The sequence below is a fragment of the Sorangium sp. KYC3313 genome (genome assembly GCF_052075895.1).
GTDB lineage: Bacteria > Myxococcota_A > Polyangia > Polyangiales > Polyangiaceae > Sorangium > Sorangium cellulosum_B.
Genome location: NZ_CP197255.1, coordinates 6,784,659 through 6,798,225, shown reverse-complemented (window position 1 = coordinate 6,798,225; position 13,567 = coordinate 6,784,659). Strand labels below are relative to the sequence as shown.

The 13,567-nt window shown below is 73.8% G+C and carries 9 protein-coding genes; 5 read left to right on the top strand and 4 right to left on the bottom strand.

What is annotated here, in order from left to right; all coding sequences use genetic code 11:
- Positions 1–34: 34 nt before the first annotated feature.
- From ACSRUE_RS26425 to ACSRUE_RS26415, 3 genes are all read left to right on the top strand, one after another.
- Positions 35–1,603 carry a vWA domain-containing protein gene (locus ACSRUE_RS26425; protein ID WP_441286006.1) on the top strand — a complete coding sequence of 523 codons (1,569 nt, stop codon included), beginning with the start codon at positions 35–37 and terminating at the stop codon, positions 1,601–1,603.
- A gap of 106 nt (positions 1,604–1,709) precedes the next feature.
- Positions 1,710–3,002 carry an endolytic transglycosylase MltG gene (gene mltG / locus ACSRUE_RS26420; protein WP_441286005.1) on the top strand — a complete coding sequence of 431 codons (1,293 nt, stop codon included), beginning with the start codon at positions 1,710–1,712 and terminating at the stop codon, positions 3,000–3,002.
- Positions 3,003–3,462: 460 nt separating this feature from the next.
- Positions 3,463–4,128, top strand: a complete 666-nt coding sequence (locus ACSRUE_RS26415) for a hypothetical protein (RefSeq protein ID WP_441286004.1) — start codon at positions 3,463–3,465, stop codon at positions 4,126–4,128.
- A 12-nt stretch (positions 4,129–4,140) separates the two neighbouring features.
- Here ACSRUE_RS26415 and ACSRUE_RS26410 read toward each other — a convergent pair whose 3' ends face one another.
- The 3 genes from ACSRUE_RS26410 to ACSRUE_RS26400 are packed head-to-tail and all read right to left on the bottom strand — an operon-like array spanning position 4,141 to position 8,487.
- Complete coding sequence (locus ACSRUE_RS26410; RefSeq protein WP_441286003.1) at positions 4,141–5,667, bottom strand: cation:proton antiporter domain-containing protein; 1,527 nt, start codon at positions 5,665–5,667, stop codon at positions 4,141–4,143.
- 19 nt (positions 5,668–5,686) lie between these two features.
- Positions 5,687–7,000, bottom strand: a complete 1,314-nt coding sequence (locus tag ACSRUE_RS26405; protein WP_441286002.1) for a cation:proton antiporter — start codon at positions 6,998–7,000, stop codon at positions 5,687–5,689.
- Positions 6,997–8,487 carry a mechanosensitive ion channel domain-containing protein gene (locus ACSRUE_RS26400; protein WP_441286001.1) on the bottom strand — a complete coding sequence of 497 codons (1,491 nt, stop codon included), beginning with the start codon at positions 8,485–8,487 and terminating at the stop codon, positions 6,997–6,999. Before ACSRUE_RS26400 ends, ACSRUE_RS26405 begins: the two co-directional genes overlap by 4 nt.
- A 706-nt stretch (positions 8,488–9,193) precedes the next feature.
- On the opposite strand from ACSRUE_RS26400, the gene ACSRUE_RS26395 reads away from it, so the two are divergent.
- A complete protein-coding gene (locus ACSRUE_RS26395) occupies positions 9,194–10,237 on the top strand; it encodes a glucokinase (RefSeq protein ID WP_441286000.1) in 1,044 nt (347 codons plus the stop codon).
- Between the two features lie 339 nt (positions 10,238–10,576).
- Positions 10,577–12,829 (top strand): threonine--tRNA ligase, encoded by a 2,253-nt coding sequence (gene thrS / locus ACSRUE_RS26390; protein WP_441285999.1) that lies wholly within the window; start codon positions 10,577–10,579, stop codon positions 12,827–12,829.
- Between the two features lie 3 nt (positions 12,830–12,832).
- Here thrS and pgl read toward each other — a convergent pair whose 3' ends face one another.
- The gene (gene pgl / locus ACSRUE_RS26385) at positions 12,833–13,558 is read right to left on the bottom strand and encodes a 6-phosphogluconolactonase (protein WP_437766952.1); all 726 of its coding nucleotides are present in this window, start codon (positions 13,556–13,558) and stop codon (positions 12,833–12,835) included.
- Between the last annotated feature and the right edge of the window lie 9 nt (positions 13,559–13,567).

Below are 13,567 nucleotides of genomic sequence, written 5' to 3'. Positions count from 1 at the left end.
GCTCGGGGGGCCCAGGCCGTTCTCTGGAGGAGCCATGAAGCCGACCCACGTCGCCCTGTTCTCCGCCCTCGGCATGATGTTCACGAGCCTCTCCGTCTACTCCCTGGCCCCGTCCGGGGGCGGGAGCTCCGTCACGGCGGTCCCGGAGGTGATCACCGAGCCGCCCCGCCAGGTCCCCGAGGTGACGGGCGGCGCCGTCGCGGCGATCGATCCGAGCCGCTTCACCACCGGATCGAGGCTGATGCTGGAGGGGCGCGTCGGTCACGCCCGCCTGCCTCGCTCGGCGCAGGAGACGTTCCTGATGTTCGAGGTCCGCGGCGACGGGGCGCCCGCGAGGTCGCAGGCGCAGGCGAACCTCTCGCTCGTCATCGATCGCTCCGGCTCGATGAAGGGCACCCGCCTCACCAACGCCGTGCAGGCGGCGACGACGGCCGTGAGCCGCCTGAACGACGGCGACGTCGTGTCGGTGGTCACCTTCGACACGCGGACCAGCGTGGTCGTGCCGCCCACCACCGTCGGGCCGGACACGCGCGGCCGCATCCTCGCGAGCGTCCGCGGCATCTCGCTCGGCGGCGACACGTGCATCTCGTGCGGCATCGAGGAGGGCCTCTCGCTGCTCGGTCAGACGAGCGGCGGCGTGAGCCGGATGCTCGTCCTCAGCGACGGCGACGCCAACCACGGGGTCCGCGACGTCCCCGGCTTCCGCGCGATGGCGCAGCGGGCGCGCGATCGCGGCATCGCCATCACGACCATCGGGGTCGACGTCGACTACAACGAGAAGATCCTGTCGGCGATCGCGCTCGACTCGAACGGCCGGCACTACTTCGTCGAGAACGACGCCGCGCTCGCGCGCATCTTCGAGGCGGAGGCCGAGCAGCTCACGGCGTCGGTCGCGAGCGGCGCGGAGCTCGCGATCGACCTCGCGCCCGGCGTGGAGCTCGACCGGGTCTTCGATCGCTCGTTCCGGCGGGCCGGCGATCAGGTCATCGTGCCGCTCGGCGCGTTCGCGGCGGGGGAGGTGAAGACGGTCCTGCTCAAGGTGCGCCTCGGCGGCCTCGTCGGCGACGCGCGCGGCGACTCCCCCCTCGCCGACGTGGGCCTCACCTACCGGGATCTCGTCGCCAGGACCGACGCGCGGTGCGCGGGCAAGCTCGGCGTCGCGATCGCGGACCGCGACGCGGACGCGAGCGAGCTCGACGCGCTCGTCGCGGGGCGCGTGCAGCGCAGCGAGACGGCGGCGGCGCTGAAGCAGGCCAACTTCCTGTTCGAGCAGGGGCGGCTCGACGAGGCGCGCAGCAAGCTGAACGCGCAGCAGGCGTCGCTCAAGAAGGCGGCCGACAAGGCGAAGGCCGTCGCCCCGGCGAACCGCGCGAAGGACGTGGCGTCCGATTTCGAGGGCCAGCTCGCCGCGCTGGAGCGCGCGGGCACGGACTTCGCCACGCCGCCGGCGTTCGCCACGCCGCCGCCCGCCACCGCCGCGGAGCCGGGCGGCTTCGCGCAGGCCCCGGCGGCGGCGCCGCCGCGGCCCGCCCCGGCGCAGTCCCGCCAGGGCAAGAGCGCCGTCCGCCGCAACGAGGCGGAGGCCTTCGATCTCGCGCGCTGACGCGCGGCGCCCGGCGCGGACGGCGCGGACGGCGCGCTCAGGCCCCTGCCCCGCGGCGACGCGGGGCGTTGACACGCGTCGGGCTTTCGGGTTTTGACTCCGAGCGGTGGGCGTTCGACCTAGGGCGAGCCGGCCGGGAAACCGCCGGACGGGTGGCGACGGCAACCGCCGGACGGGTGGCGACGGCGCGCAGGGCTCGCCGCCGCGCGAGCCGCCGTCGACCCGGAAGGCGACCCCCGCGCGGCGCGCGCGCGGCGCGGGGCAGCGCTCGCCGGCGTCGCGGCGCCCTGCCCAGCCCCGGGCCAGGCGCGGGCGCGCGCTGCTCCTCGGGCTCGCGGGCGTGATCGCGGCGGGGTGCGCCGCGCTCCTCGCGCTGGTGTTCGGCTTCGGGCGCGCGAGGGCGCCGGACCGGGGCCGGGTCGTGGAGCTCAACTGGCCGGACGGGCTCGACGCGGGCGAGGCGGCCGCGCTGCTCGCGGCCGAGGGGCTCGTCGAGAGCGAGCGCGCCATGGCGCTCTACCTCGGCGCGACCGGCGGCACCGAGGCGTTCGTGCCGGGCCCTCACCTGCTCTTCGAGGGCGCGACGCCGCGGGAGCTGCGGCAGCTGCTCGCGCGCGCGGAGGGGCGCCCCACGGCGAAGCTCACGATCCCCGAGGGCTTCAGCCGCTTCGACATCGCCGCCCGGCTGGAGAAGCTGCGCATCGCCGGCCGGAAGACGTTCCTCGCGGCCACGGCCGACGGCGCGTTCCTCGACGCGCTCGGCATCGAGCGCGGCGGCGCCGTGGGCGCGGAGAGCGCGGAGGGGTACCTCTTCCCGGCGACGTACGAGCTCGCGCTGGACTCCGACGCGCGCGACGTGGCGCGGCGCCTCGTCGCCGAGTCGGACCGGCGGTGGAGCGCGCTCGCGGCGCAGAGCAAGGACGGGCTCGCGGCGCTCCGGGCGACGCTCGGCTGGGGTCGCCGCGAGGTGCTCACGCTGGCCTCCATCATCGAGAAGGAGGCGGTCGTCGAGGAGGAGCGGCCGCTCATCGCGAGCGTGTTCCTGAACCGGCTCCTCGATCCGAGCTTCCGCTCTCGCAGGCTGCAGTCCGACGCGACGGCGCTCTACGGCTGCGTCGCCTGGCCCGAGGAGGCGCCGTCGTGCGCCGGGTGGAGCGGCAAGGCCACGCCCGCCGTGGTGCGGGATCCGAAGAACCGCTACAGCACCTACGCGCACCCGGGGCTGCCGCCCGGGCCGATCTCCAACCCCGGTGCGCCGTCGATCGCGGCCGTGCTGGCGCCCGCGGCGACGAAGTACCTCTATTTCGTGGCCGCGGGCGGCGGCCGCCACCGGTTCAGCGAGAGCCTGGACGACCACAACGACGCCGTGCAGAAGCGCCGGGACGCGACGGCGCCCTAGGCGCGGGACGCGAACGCAATCCAGCACACAAACCACGGCTTCCGGCGCGCGCCGGAGACCTTCCGACGCGCGCCGAAAGCTTCCGGCACGCTCTGGAAGCTTCCGGCGCGTTCCGGAGCACGAGATTTCGCGGACTTGGCGGCGCCCGCCGCACCGCCGGCGCCATCCGGCGCCCGCCGGGAGACGAATTTCCCGGCAAATTCCGCATCCCGCCCCGCGTCGGAAGCTTTCGGAGCGCGTCGGAAGCTTTCGGAGCGCGTCGGAAGCCTTCCGGCCGGCGCCGGATGCCTTCGCGCGCGCGACGGACCCCTTCCCTCCGGCAACGGAGCCCCTCGCGCGCATCACGGCGGCTCTCCACGCGAAGCGATCGGTTCGTCGTTCCTCGCGTTGCCTCGGCCGCGCTCGCGCCGTCCCCGCTTCCTGGATCTGCGCGCACCGCCGTGTAGATTCGCGCGCCATCATGCGCCGCCCCGCTCCCTCCCTACTCGCGCTCTCCGCTCCCCTCGCCTTCGCTGCCGCCCTGGCCAGCTGCTCGCCCCGCACCGCGCCCCCGGTCGAAGTGACACAGGCCCCTTCCACGACCGCCGCGCCGTCAGCTCCCCCCGATCCGCCCGCCTCGGCCGCGAGCGCTGCCCCCGCCGCCGATGCCACGGCCTCTGCCGCCAGCGCCGCGCCCGCCGCCAGCGCCGCGCTCACCGCCAGCGCCGCGCCCGCCGCCAGCGCCGCGCCCGCCGCCAGCGCCACGGCCGATCCGGCGGCAAGCGCCGCGGCGCCGGCCGACGCCGGGCCGCTCCCGAAGGTCAAGGTCGCCAACATCGGCATGCACATCGGCGGCGGCCCGCACGACGACTTCACGAAGGAGCCGATCAAGCGCTCGGTCGCGCCCCACTTCGACGAGTTCCGCCGCTGCTTCGCGCTCGCCGAGGACCCGACCAAGGGCGGCGACTTCGGCATCGATCTCCGCATCGAGAAGGACGGCGGCAAGGCCGAGGTGCGCAAGCCGCGGACGGCGCTCAAGGGCCAGGCGTTCACGAAGTGCGTGGTCGGCGTCTTCGAGCGGATCGACTTCCTGAAGCCGAGGCGAGGCCCCACCGTGGTGAGCTACTCGCTCCGGTTCACCCCGTGACAGGGCCGCGGCTCACCCGTGGCGCCCGAGGTTCGGCAGCGACCCGCGCGAGGCCTCGACCGCCGTCTCGCCGGCGCGGTCGAGCGCGTACTTGAAGAGGATCGGGCCGAACACCTCGTTCAGCGCGACACAACCGATGACGAGCGCGCCGAAACCGGCGCCGATCGACGGGAACGCGCGCTCGATGGCCACGCTGATCCCCAGCGTCAGCCCGGCCTGCGAGACCAGCCCGCACCACGACCACCGCCGCAGGAGCGGCGGATCGTCCGCCAGCCGGTTGCCGATGCGGTTCGCGACCCACGTCGCCAGGGCGCGCGACGCGCCGAAGAGCAGGGCGACAGGCCACATCTGCCGCAAGAGGGGCAGGTCGAGGTGCGCGCCGGCCGTCGCGAAGAACAGCACGAACACCACGCTCGCGGCGTCCTCGACCGCGTGCACCAGCTTCTCGCCCTGCTTCGACAGGTTCGCGACGACGAAGCCGGCCACCACGAACACGAGCAGCGCGTCGAAGCGGAGGTACCGCAGCACCTCCGTCGCGCCGAAGCCGAGCGCCACGAACACCAGGATGAGCTGGCGGCCGATCAGCCGCATGTAGGCCGCGAGCGCGAGGCCGAGCGTCGTGCCGATCGAGATGCTCCCCAGGATCTCGCGGCCGAGCACCTCCATCTCGTGCATCGACATCGTCGCGCCCGGCTCGATGAGCGGCCGCACCGTGGAGAGCGCGACCGCCGTCACGACGATGACGATGATGTCCGACGTCATCACGAACGCGAGCGTGTGCATCGCGACGGGGCCGGTCGCGCGCGTCTGGGAGAGGATCCCGAGCACGGCCGAGGGGCTGCGGGTGACCGCGATGACGCCCCACAGGATGGCCACGCCGAACGCCGCCGTGGTCGAGAGCTCGGCCGCGAACGGCACCAGCGAGCGCGCCGCGTAGAAGACGCCCGTCATCACCACGAAGACGAGCGCCGTCTGGACGAGGTTGTGCAGCAGGAGGCTCTTCAGGCTCTTCTTGACGATCTCGATCCGCAGCTCGGCGCCGCCCGCGAGCGCGATGAGCGCCAGCGCAAGCGTGTTGACCCGCGAGATCTCCTCCACGGCGTGGTGGTCGACGAGCTTGAGGACGTGCGGGCCGGCGACGATGCCCGCGAGGATGTAGCCCGACAGGTGCGGCAGGCGGAGCGGCTCGACGAGCTCGCTCGCGAGCGTGCCCGCGAGCAGGAGGAAGCCGATCGAGGCGATCGTCGCCGCGGGCCCGTGCGCGTGAGGGACCGCGCGCGTCGTGGCGTAGAGCACCCCGAACAGGATCACGAGCGCGACCGCGTGCGTGAGGTGGTTCAGCGGCCCCTTGGGAGCCGACCCGTGGTGGCGCGCGGAGGACGCGCCGTGCTGCCCGGAGGGCGTGACCGGCTCGACCGGCGTGGCCGACCCGACCGGCATGGCCGACTCGACCGGCGTGGCCGACTCGACCGGCGTGGCCGGCTCGACCGGTGCGACCGGACCGGCAGGCCCAACGTCAGGGAGTGCTGCGGCGCTCACGGTGACCCCTCGCCTTTCCTCATCCGTCGCCCCGATTCGCCGCGGGCGACGGCGGGCCGCCCCTGTCTCCTCCCTCGCCCGGCGCCGCGTCGCCCCCGGCGCGAGCCGGGCTGCGGCCGAAGTAGAGCGACGCCCGATCCGGCGCGGCGAGCTCGCCGGCCTTGCGAAGCGTGGCGCGCAGCGACTGCGGCCCGACGAGCTCGCCGAACACGGCCGCGGCTGCCGCGGCGAAGAGGACGGTGTGCCCGACCGGGCCCGGAAAGCGCAGCGCGAAGGCGAGACCGACGCTCATCGCCACCGCGCCGGACGAGAGCAGCCCGAGGCCGAGCCACGGCGACGTCTCGCGCGCCTCGGGCGACACGACGCGGAAGACGAGCCCGGTCGCGAGCTTGCCCGCGAGCCTCGCCCCGAGCGCGATCGCCACGATCCAGGGCAGGAACGGCGCCGCCTTCGGGTTCACGTGCGCGCCCGCGAGCAGGAGCGCCGGCAGGATGACCGGCCGCTCGGTCGGCGCGACCATGGCGACGATCTCGTCGCGGTGCCGCGACAAGGCGGCGATCGTCACGCCCATCGCGAACGCCGCGAACAGCGGCGACAGGCCGACCCGGGCGCTCGTGCCCATCGTCAGCAGCGAGGCCCCGAGCAGCACGCCCCAGCTCTGGATCAGGCGGAAATCGCTCCCGAGGAGCACGACCGCGATGAGCCCGAGCACCACGCCGATGAGCGCCGTGACGACCGTCCACCCCCAGAACGGGATCGGCCACTGGACCGTCGCCTGCGGGACGAGCGCGAACGCGCCGCCCATCATGAGCAGCGGGCCGAGATCGTCGCAGTCGGCGATGTCGGCGATGAGGTCCGAGAGCCTGCCGCTCGCGCTGTAGCGCTGCGTGACCCACAGCACCGCGTGCCGCGTCGTCTCGGCGGAGACGGCGCCCACGCCCGCCGCGAGCAGCACGCGGTCGCCGCGATCGAGCGAGGGAGCGCCGTGGGCCGCCGCGAACCAGACGGCGGCGGCCACCGCGCCGCCGGTCAGGAGGCTCATGAGCACGCAGAGCGCCATCCGGGACGGCCGCACGCGGCGGCTGCCGACGAAGCCGAAGTCGAGGCCGACGACCACCGCGAGCCAGCCGAGCGCGACGCCCGCCACGGGCTCGAACGCGGCGAGCGACGAGGGCTCGAGCAGCCCGAGCGCCGAGGGCCCGAGCACGAAGCCGAGCACGACGTACTCGGCGCCGGAAGGGAGGCCGATTCCCCGGAGCACGCGGCCGCTGACGAGCGAGCTGCCGAGGTACGACAGCACGAGGAGCCCCATCAGGAGCCAGACGGCGTTCACGAAGCGGCGCTCCGATCGACCGGCGCGGGCGCGGCGCGCCGCGCGCCGCCGGAGGACGCCGGCGCGCGCCCGAGCTGGATGTCCGCGGCGACGAGGGCCTGCGCGACCGCGGTGAGCCATCGGCTGCGCACGTCGTCGCCGTCGCAGGCCATCGTGGCCCGGAAATGGGCGCCCCCCTCGTCGATCGCGACGAGCGCGGCGCGGGCGCGGCTGCCGAGGCCCGAGCCCGTCTTCACGAGCAGCTCGCGCACCCGATCGAGATCGGCGGCGGGGTCGACGCTGATCTCGACGGCCACGACCGGAGGGCGGCCGCGGATGCGCGTCGGGTGGAACAGGCTGAGCAGGTGCGGCACGCGCACGACGCAGCCGTCCTCGTCCTCGAGGCGCGCCTCGAACAGCGTCAGCTCGCGGACCCGCCCGGCGCGGCCGCCGACCTCGGCGATGTCGCCGACGCGCAGGCGCCGGCCGTAGATGACCGAGAGGCCGACGGCCGCCGACGCGATGAGCGGCGTGCTGGCGAGCCCGGCCGCCGCGAGCACGACGAAGCCGATCCGCGTGAGCGCCCCCTCGTCGGTGCCGGTGATGAGCGGGGCCGCGAGGAGCAGCGCGGCCACGAGGATGCCGAAGCGGACAAGGACGCCCGTGGCGACCGCGAGATCGGACGGGAGCCACCCGAGCGATGTCTCACCCCGGCCCACGCTCCCGAAGAACAGCCCCACGAAGCGGATGACGACGATGACCGCGAGCGTCGCGAGGATCGCGAGCACGAGCACCGGGACGCTCCGCGCGATGCGCCCCATGAGATCCGACATGGGCGCGAGCACGAAGCCGGTGAGCTTCTCGCTGGTGCCGCGCGTGGAGGCGAACAGGGAGAGCGCGAAGAGGATCCAGATGTAGGCGATGCCCAGCCGGACGAGGACGCCGGCGGCGCCGAGCGCGACCGAGAGCGCTCCCTGCGACGCGGCGGGCCGGAGCATCTCGATGCCGCGGACGCGCAGCGCCGGGAGCCTCTCCGGGTGCTCGGCGACCCAGGCGCGCCCTCGCTCGACGAGCTCGCCGACCTTGCGGAGCAGGAGCAGCGCGATCAGCCCCGAGAAGACGAGCAGCGAGAACGAGAAGACGCTCGTCGCGAGGCGGCTCCGGCTGTGCTCCTTGGCGAGGACGTCGCGCACCGTGCCGGCGACCGCGGCGGCGTGGGCCGCGACCGTGGTGTGGCCCGCCGCCGCCGCGTCCTCGGAGCCGAGGTAGACGAGCGGGCGATCGCCGACGTAGACGACCGCCACGCCGTCGTGCTCGTCGACGCGGACCTCGGGGACCGCCTTCTCCTGGGCGGCGCGCTCCAGCACGCGCGCCGCCTCACGGGCGCGCTCCGGAGGAGAGAGGCTGCCCCGGTGCACGCGGACGGCGAAGACCGTCCTGCCGAGCAGCTCGACGCGCGCCTCGGGCTGCTCGACCACGGGGGGCGGCGGCGGCGGGTCGGGAGCCACAGGCTCGCCCTGGTCCGGGGCGGGGGCCGGCGGCCCGACCAACGCGGATGCCGGCGCGACCGGCGCAGGCCGCGGCGCGGGAGGCCGCGGGACCGGAGCGGGCGCCAGCACGACCTGCGCAGACGCCGGAGGAGCCTCCGCGGGCGATGGCAAGACCTGTACGAGCGGCGGCTGGACCGAGTCCGGCGCGGACGCGGCCGGCGACGGCGCGGACGCGGCCAGCGGGGGCACGGACGCGGCCGGCGACGGCGCAGACGCGGCCGGCGACGGCGCAGACGCCGCCTGCAAGGGCGCGGACGCCGCCTGCAAGGGCGCGGACGCCGCCTGCAAGGGCGCGGACGCGGCCGGCGATGGCGCGGACGCCGCCTGCAAGGGCGCGGACGCCGCCTGCAAGGGCGCGAACGCGGCCTGCGATGGCGCGGCCGGCGCCGGCCCGGCGAAAACAGCGCCAGCGGGAGCGAGGAGGCCGGCAAGCGCGACCAGGAGCGCGGAGAACTGCCGCTGCACGCAGGCACTCTCGGCCGGAGGCAGGCCGCCGGTCAAGCGGCGCAGGACGTGAAACGGCCTCGGCAGGCAGCCGGCGAGCCGTGCATCGTCGCCTCCAGGCGATCACGCCCGCTCGAGTCCGCCCGGAATCCTCGATCCCCGCGCTCGCTCGATGATGGATCGCCTTGCCGCCGAGGCACGGCGCTGGCAGGGCGCCCGCGTGGCAAGGACCAACAGATCGGTGGCCCTGTCGCTGCTCGTCGGCGACATCGGAGGTACCAACACCCGGCTCGCGCTCCACGGCGCCTCCGGCGGCCGGCCCCTCTCCGAGGCCGTCTTCCGCAGCCGCGAGCACGCGAGCTTCGAGGAGATCGCCCTCCCGTTCCTCGTGCGCAGCGACGCCCCCCACCCCGCCGTCGCCGTGCTCGGCGTCGCGGGCCCCATCAAGGACCAGGTCGCCACCGTCACGAACCTGCCCTGGCGCCTCGCGGAGCGCGAGCTGTCGCGCCGGCTCAAGATCGCCCGCGTGCTCCTGGTGAACGACCTCGTCGTCGGCGCCACGGGCTGCCTGCACGTCGCCCGCGCGTCCATCGAGCCGCTCACCGAGCTCAGGCCGCGGCCGAAGGGGAACAACGTGGCCGTCATCGCCGCCGGCACGGGGCTCGGCGAGGCCCGGCTCCTCTGGAATGGCGCCCGCCACGTCACGCTCCCGACCGAGGGAGGTCACGCCGACTTTGCCGCGCGCTCCGCGGTCGAGGCCGAGCTGTGGCAGTTCCTCGCCGAGCGCCACCCGGACCACGTGAGCTACGAGCGGGTCCTCTCGGGCGACGGGCTCGGCGCCGTCTTCGACTTCTTCGCCCGCGCCGCCCGCGTGCCGCGCGCGATCGAGCGCCGCCTCGCCGAGGGCGACCGCAACGCGGCGATCGCCGAGCTCGGGCTCGCCCGCGCGTTCCGGCCCGCCGCGCGCGCGGTCGACCTGTTCGTCGAGATCTACGGCGCCGAGGCCGGCAACCTCGCCCTGCGCGAGCTCGCGCTCGGCGGGGTCTACGTCCTCGGGAACATCGCGAGGAACCTCGTCCCCCAGCGGCGCGAGCTGTTCATGAAGTCCTTCGTGAAGAAGGGGCGCCTCACGCCGCTCCTCGAGGGGGTGCCCGTCGCCGTGATCACCGATCCCCTGGTCGGCGTGCGGGGCGCGCTCGCCGTCGCCAGAGAGCTCGCCGCCGCGGAGCAGCCCCGGGCCCGCGCGGCGGCCCGGAGGTCCTGACGCCCCGCGTCCTCGTGCCCACGACGGAGAGCTGGAGTCGCGCGCGCGACGCGATGCCTCCTATCGAGTCGGCGCCGGCGGTCCATGGCGGATGAGCGCCAGTTCGCCCCGAGGTGGCGAGAGGTGACAAGCGGCCGTATCGCGCGGCCCCGTGTCGTGGCAGGCAGGCTCCGAGCAGGAGCGGCCGAGCTCCTCGCGCTCGGCCTCTGGCTTGGCCTCAGGCTTGAATCGAGCGGCCGCGCGCGGCCTCGCGGCGTTGACACGTTGGTGCCATGGTGCTTTAAGACCGACACACCTGACGCTCGTACAGTCGGGGGAAAGAGAAAAGAAGGTCACGTCATGGCAACTTCGGTCGTTCTACCTGATGGGAAGGTCCTCGCGCTCGAGGATGGCAACACGGCGTTCGACGCCGCCCGGGCCATCTCGCCGAGGCTCGCCGAGGCGGTCGTCGTCGCGCGCGTCGACGGGGAGATCCAGGACCTCCGCGCGCCCCTCCGGGACGGCGCGAAGCTGGAGTTGCTGAAGGCCGATACGCCCGAGGGCAGGGACACGATCAACCACTCGGCCGAGCACCTCATGGCGACAGCCGTGCTGCGGCTGTTCCCGGGCGCCAAGGTCACGATGGGCCCGAAGAACCATGGTGACGAGTTCTATTACGACTTCGACGTTGCCGGTCGGACCTTCACCCCTTCCGACCTGGAGATGATCGAGGCCGAGGTGAAGAAGCTCATCGAGCAGAAGATCAAGTTCGAGCTTCATTCCGTCCACAAGAAGAACGCGCTGACCTACTTCGAGAGTTTCGGGCAGAAGAACGAATACAAGGAGGAGATCCTGTCCTGGATCCCCGAGGACAGCATATCGATCTACCGCTGCGGCGAGTTCGTGGATATCTGCCGCGGCCCGCACCTGCCCCACGCGGGGTTCATCAAGGGGTTCAAGATCACGTCGTCCTCGGCGGCCTACTGGCGCGCCGACGCCACGAAGCAGTCGCTCCAGCGCGTGCGCGGCGTGGCCTTCCCCAACAAGGACGACCTCGACAAGTACGTGCGCCGCCTGGAGGAGGCGAAGAAGCGCGACCACAGGACGCTCGGGCGGGATCTCGAGCTCTACCTCGTCTCCGAGCGCTACGACACCCACGCGTACTCCGAGAAGGACGAGATCGACCTCTACGTCGGCGTGGACGCGGAGGCGCCCCTCGACCGCGCGCTCGTGGAGCACACCCTCGGCGCCGCGGCCTCGGCGTTCCCCGGGCGGACCCTCCGGCGAACGGTGAAGTTCGGCGAGGCGCCGAAGGCGTCCGCGGGTGACGACGAGGCGCGCCCGCGCCTGCACGTCCGGCTCCGCGGCGCGGCGGCGCAGGAGTCGAAGAGCGCCTTCAGGGCCGCGGTGAGCGCCCGGAAGGACGCCGACGTCGAGGTGCACTTCGAGCCGCACTACGTCGAGGAGATCGGGGCCGGCCTCGTCATGTGGCTCCCGAAGGGCGGGCTCCTGCGCACCATCATCGAGGACCAGTGGCGCAAGATGCACCTCGAGGAGGGCTACGACATCGTCTACTCGCCGCACATCGCCAAGGCGGACCTGTGGAAGACCTCGGGCCACTGGGACTTCTACCGGGAGGGGATGTTCTCCCCCATGTCGGTCGACGGCCAAGACTACTGCTGCAAGCCGATGAATTGCCCGTTTCACATCCTCATGGTCAAGAGCCGGACGCGGAGCTACCGCGAGTTCCCGATGCGCCTCGCGGAGCTCGGGACCGTGTACCGGTACGAGGCCGCGGGCGTCATGCACGGCCTGATGCGCGTGCGAGGGTTCACCCAGGACGACGCGCACCTGTTCTGCCGCGCGGACCAGGTCGAGCAGGAGATCCACCGCGTGCTTCGCTTCATCCTGAAGATGCTCCGCACGTTCGGGTTCGAGCAGTTCGACATCAACCTCTCGACGCGGCCGGAGAAGTACGTCGGCGGCCTGGAGGACTGGGCCAAGGCCGAGAGCACCCTCGCGGGGGCCCTGAAGGCCCTCGGCCTCGAGTACCAGGTGGACCCCGGCGGCGGGGCCTTCTACGGGCCGAAGATCGACATCAAGCTGGTCGATGCGCTCGACCGCAGGTGGCAGTGCTCGACGCTCCAGTACGACTTCAACAACCCCGAGCGCTTCACGCTCGGGTTCGTGAACGCCAAGGGAGAGCTCGAGCAGCCGATCATGCTCCACCGGGCGCTCCTCGGCTCGATCGAGCGGTTCATCGGCGTGCTCCTGGAGCACCACGCGGGCGCCCTGCCGGCGTGGCTCTCACCGGAGCAGGCGCGCGTCGTCACGGTGTCGGACAAGCACAACGACCACGCCGAGCAGGTCACCCAGGCGCTGCGCGCCCACGGCATCCGGGCGAGCTTCGTCCGGAGCTCGGAGAAGCTCGGCGCGAAGATCCGCGAAGCGCAGGTCGAGAAGATCCCCCATATGCTGGTCATCGGGGACAAGGAGGTGGAGGCGAAGGGCGCCACCGTCCGGCTGCGTGACGGGAGCGACCGCGGCTTCATGAAGACCGAGGCGCTCGCCGAGTTCCTGCGCGCGCAGTGCGCGATCCCCGTCGTGACGTGACGTTCACCCGGCCTGCGCCGCGGCGGCGTCGAGCAGCCAGACGAGCCGCCCGGGCCCGCCGCGCACGACCCGGGCCGGCACCTCGTCGGCCGGCCCGGGCCGCTTCGCCTGCGCCACGACCCCGCGCTTTCCCGCCCCGCGGGCCAGGAGCAGCTTCAGCCGCGCCTCCTGGATCACCGGCGCCGTCAGCGTGAGCCGCGGCTCCAGCCCCTTGTCCGGCTGCGCCGGGATCGCGGCGACCAGGCGGTCCTCGATGCCCGCCGCCCCCGTCCCGGGGAACAGCGAGGCCGTGTGCGCGTCGTCGCCGATCCCGAGCGTCATCACGTCGAAGGAGACGGCCGACGCGACCCCGAACCGCGCCCGCAGGAGCCGCTCGTACCCCGCTGCCGCCCCGGCGAGGTCCGGCGACTCGCCCTCCATGCGGAAGAAGCGCTCCTCCGGGATGGGGGCCGCCGCCAGATCCCGGCGCGCGGCGCCGTAGTTCGAGCGGGGGTGATCGGGCGCGACCGCGCGCTCGTCCACCCAGAACCACTCGGTCTGCGCCCACGGGAGCGACAGCGCCGCGAGCCGCTGGTACGCCTCCGACGGCGTGCTCCCGCCCGACAGCGCGATGCGCGCGACGCCGCGCGCGTCGACCGCCGCCGCGATGGCGCGCGCGATGAGCTCCGCCCCGAGCCGCGACAGCTCCGCCGCGTCCGCCGCGACGAGGGTCTCCTCACCACCGTTCATCTCGGTCCT

Coding starts and splice junctions, on each gene's coding strand:
- ACSRUE_RS26425 (WP_441286006.1), top strand. CDS start 35: ATGAAGCCGACCCACGTCGCCCTGTTCTCCGCCCTCGGCATGATGTTC.
- ACSRUE_RS26415 (WP_441286004.1), top strand. CDS start 3,463: ATGCGCCGCCCCGCTCCCTCCCTACTCGCGCTCTCCGCTCCCCTCGCC.
- thrS (WP_441285999.1), top strand. CDS start 10,577: ATGGCAACTTCGGTCGTTCTACCTGATGGGAAGGTCCTCGCGCTCGAG.
- pgl (WP_437766952.1), bottom strand. CDS start 13,558: ATGAACGGTGGTGAGGAGACCCTCGTCGCGGCGGACGCGGCGGAGCTG.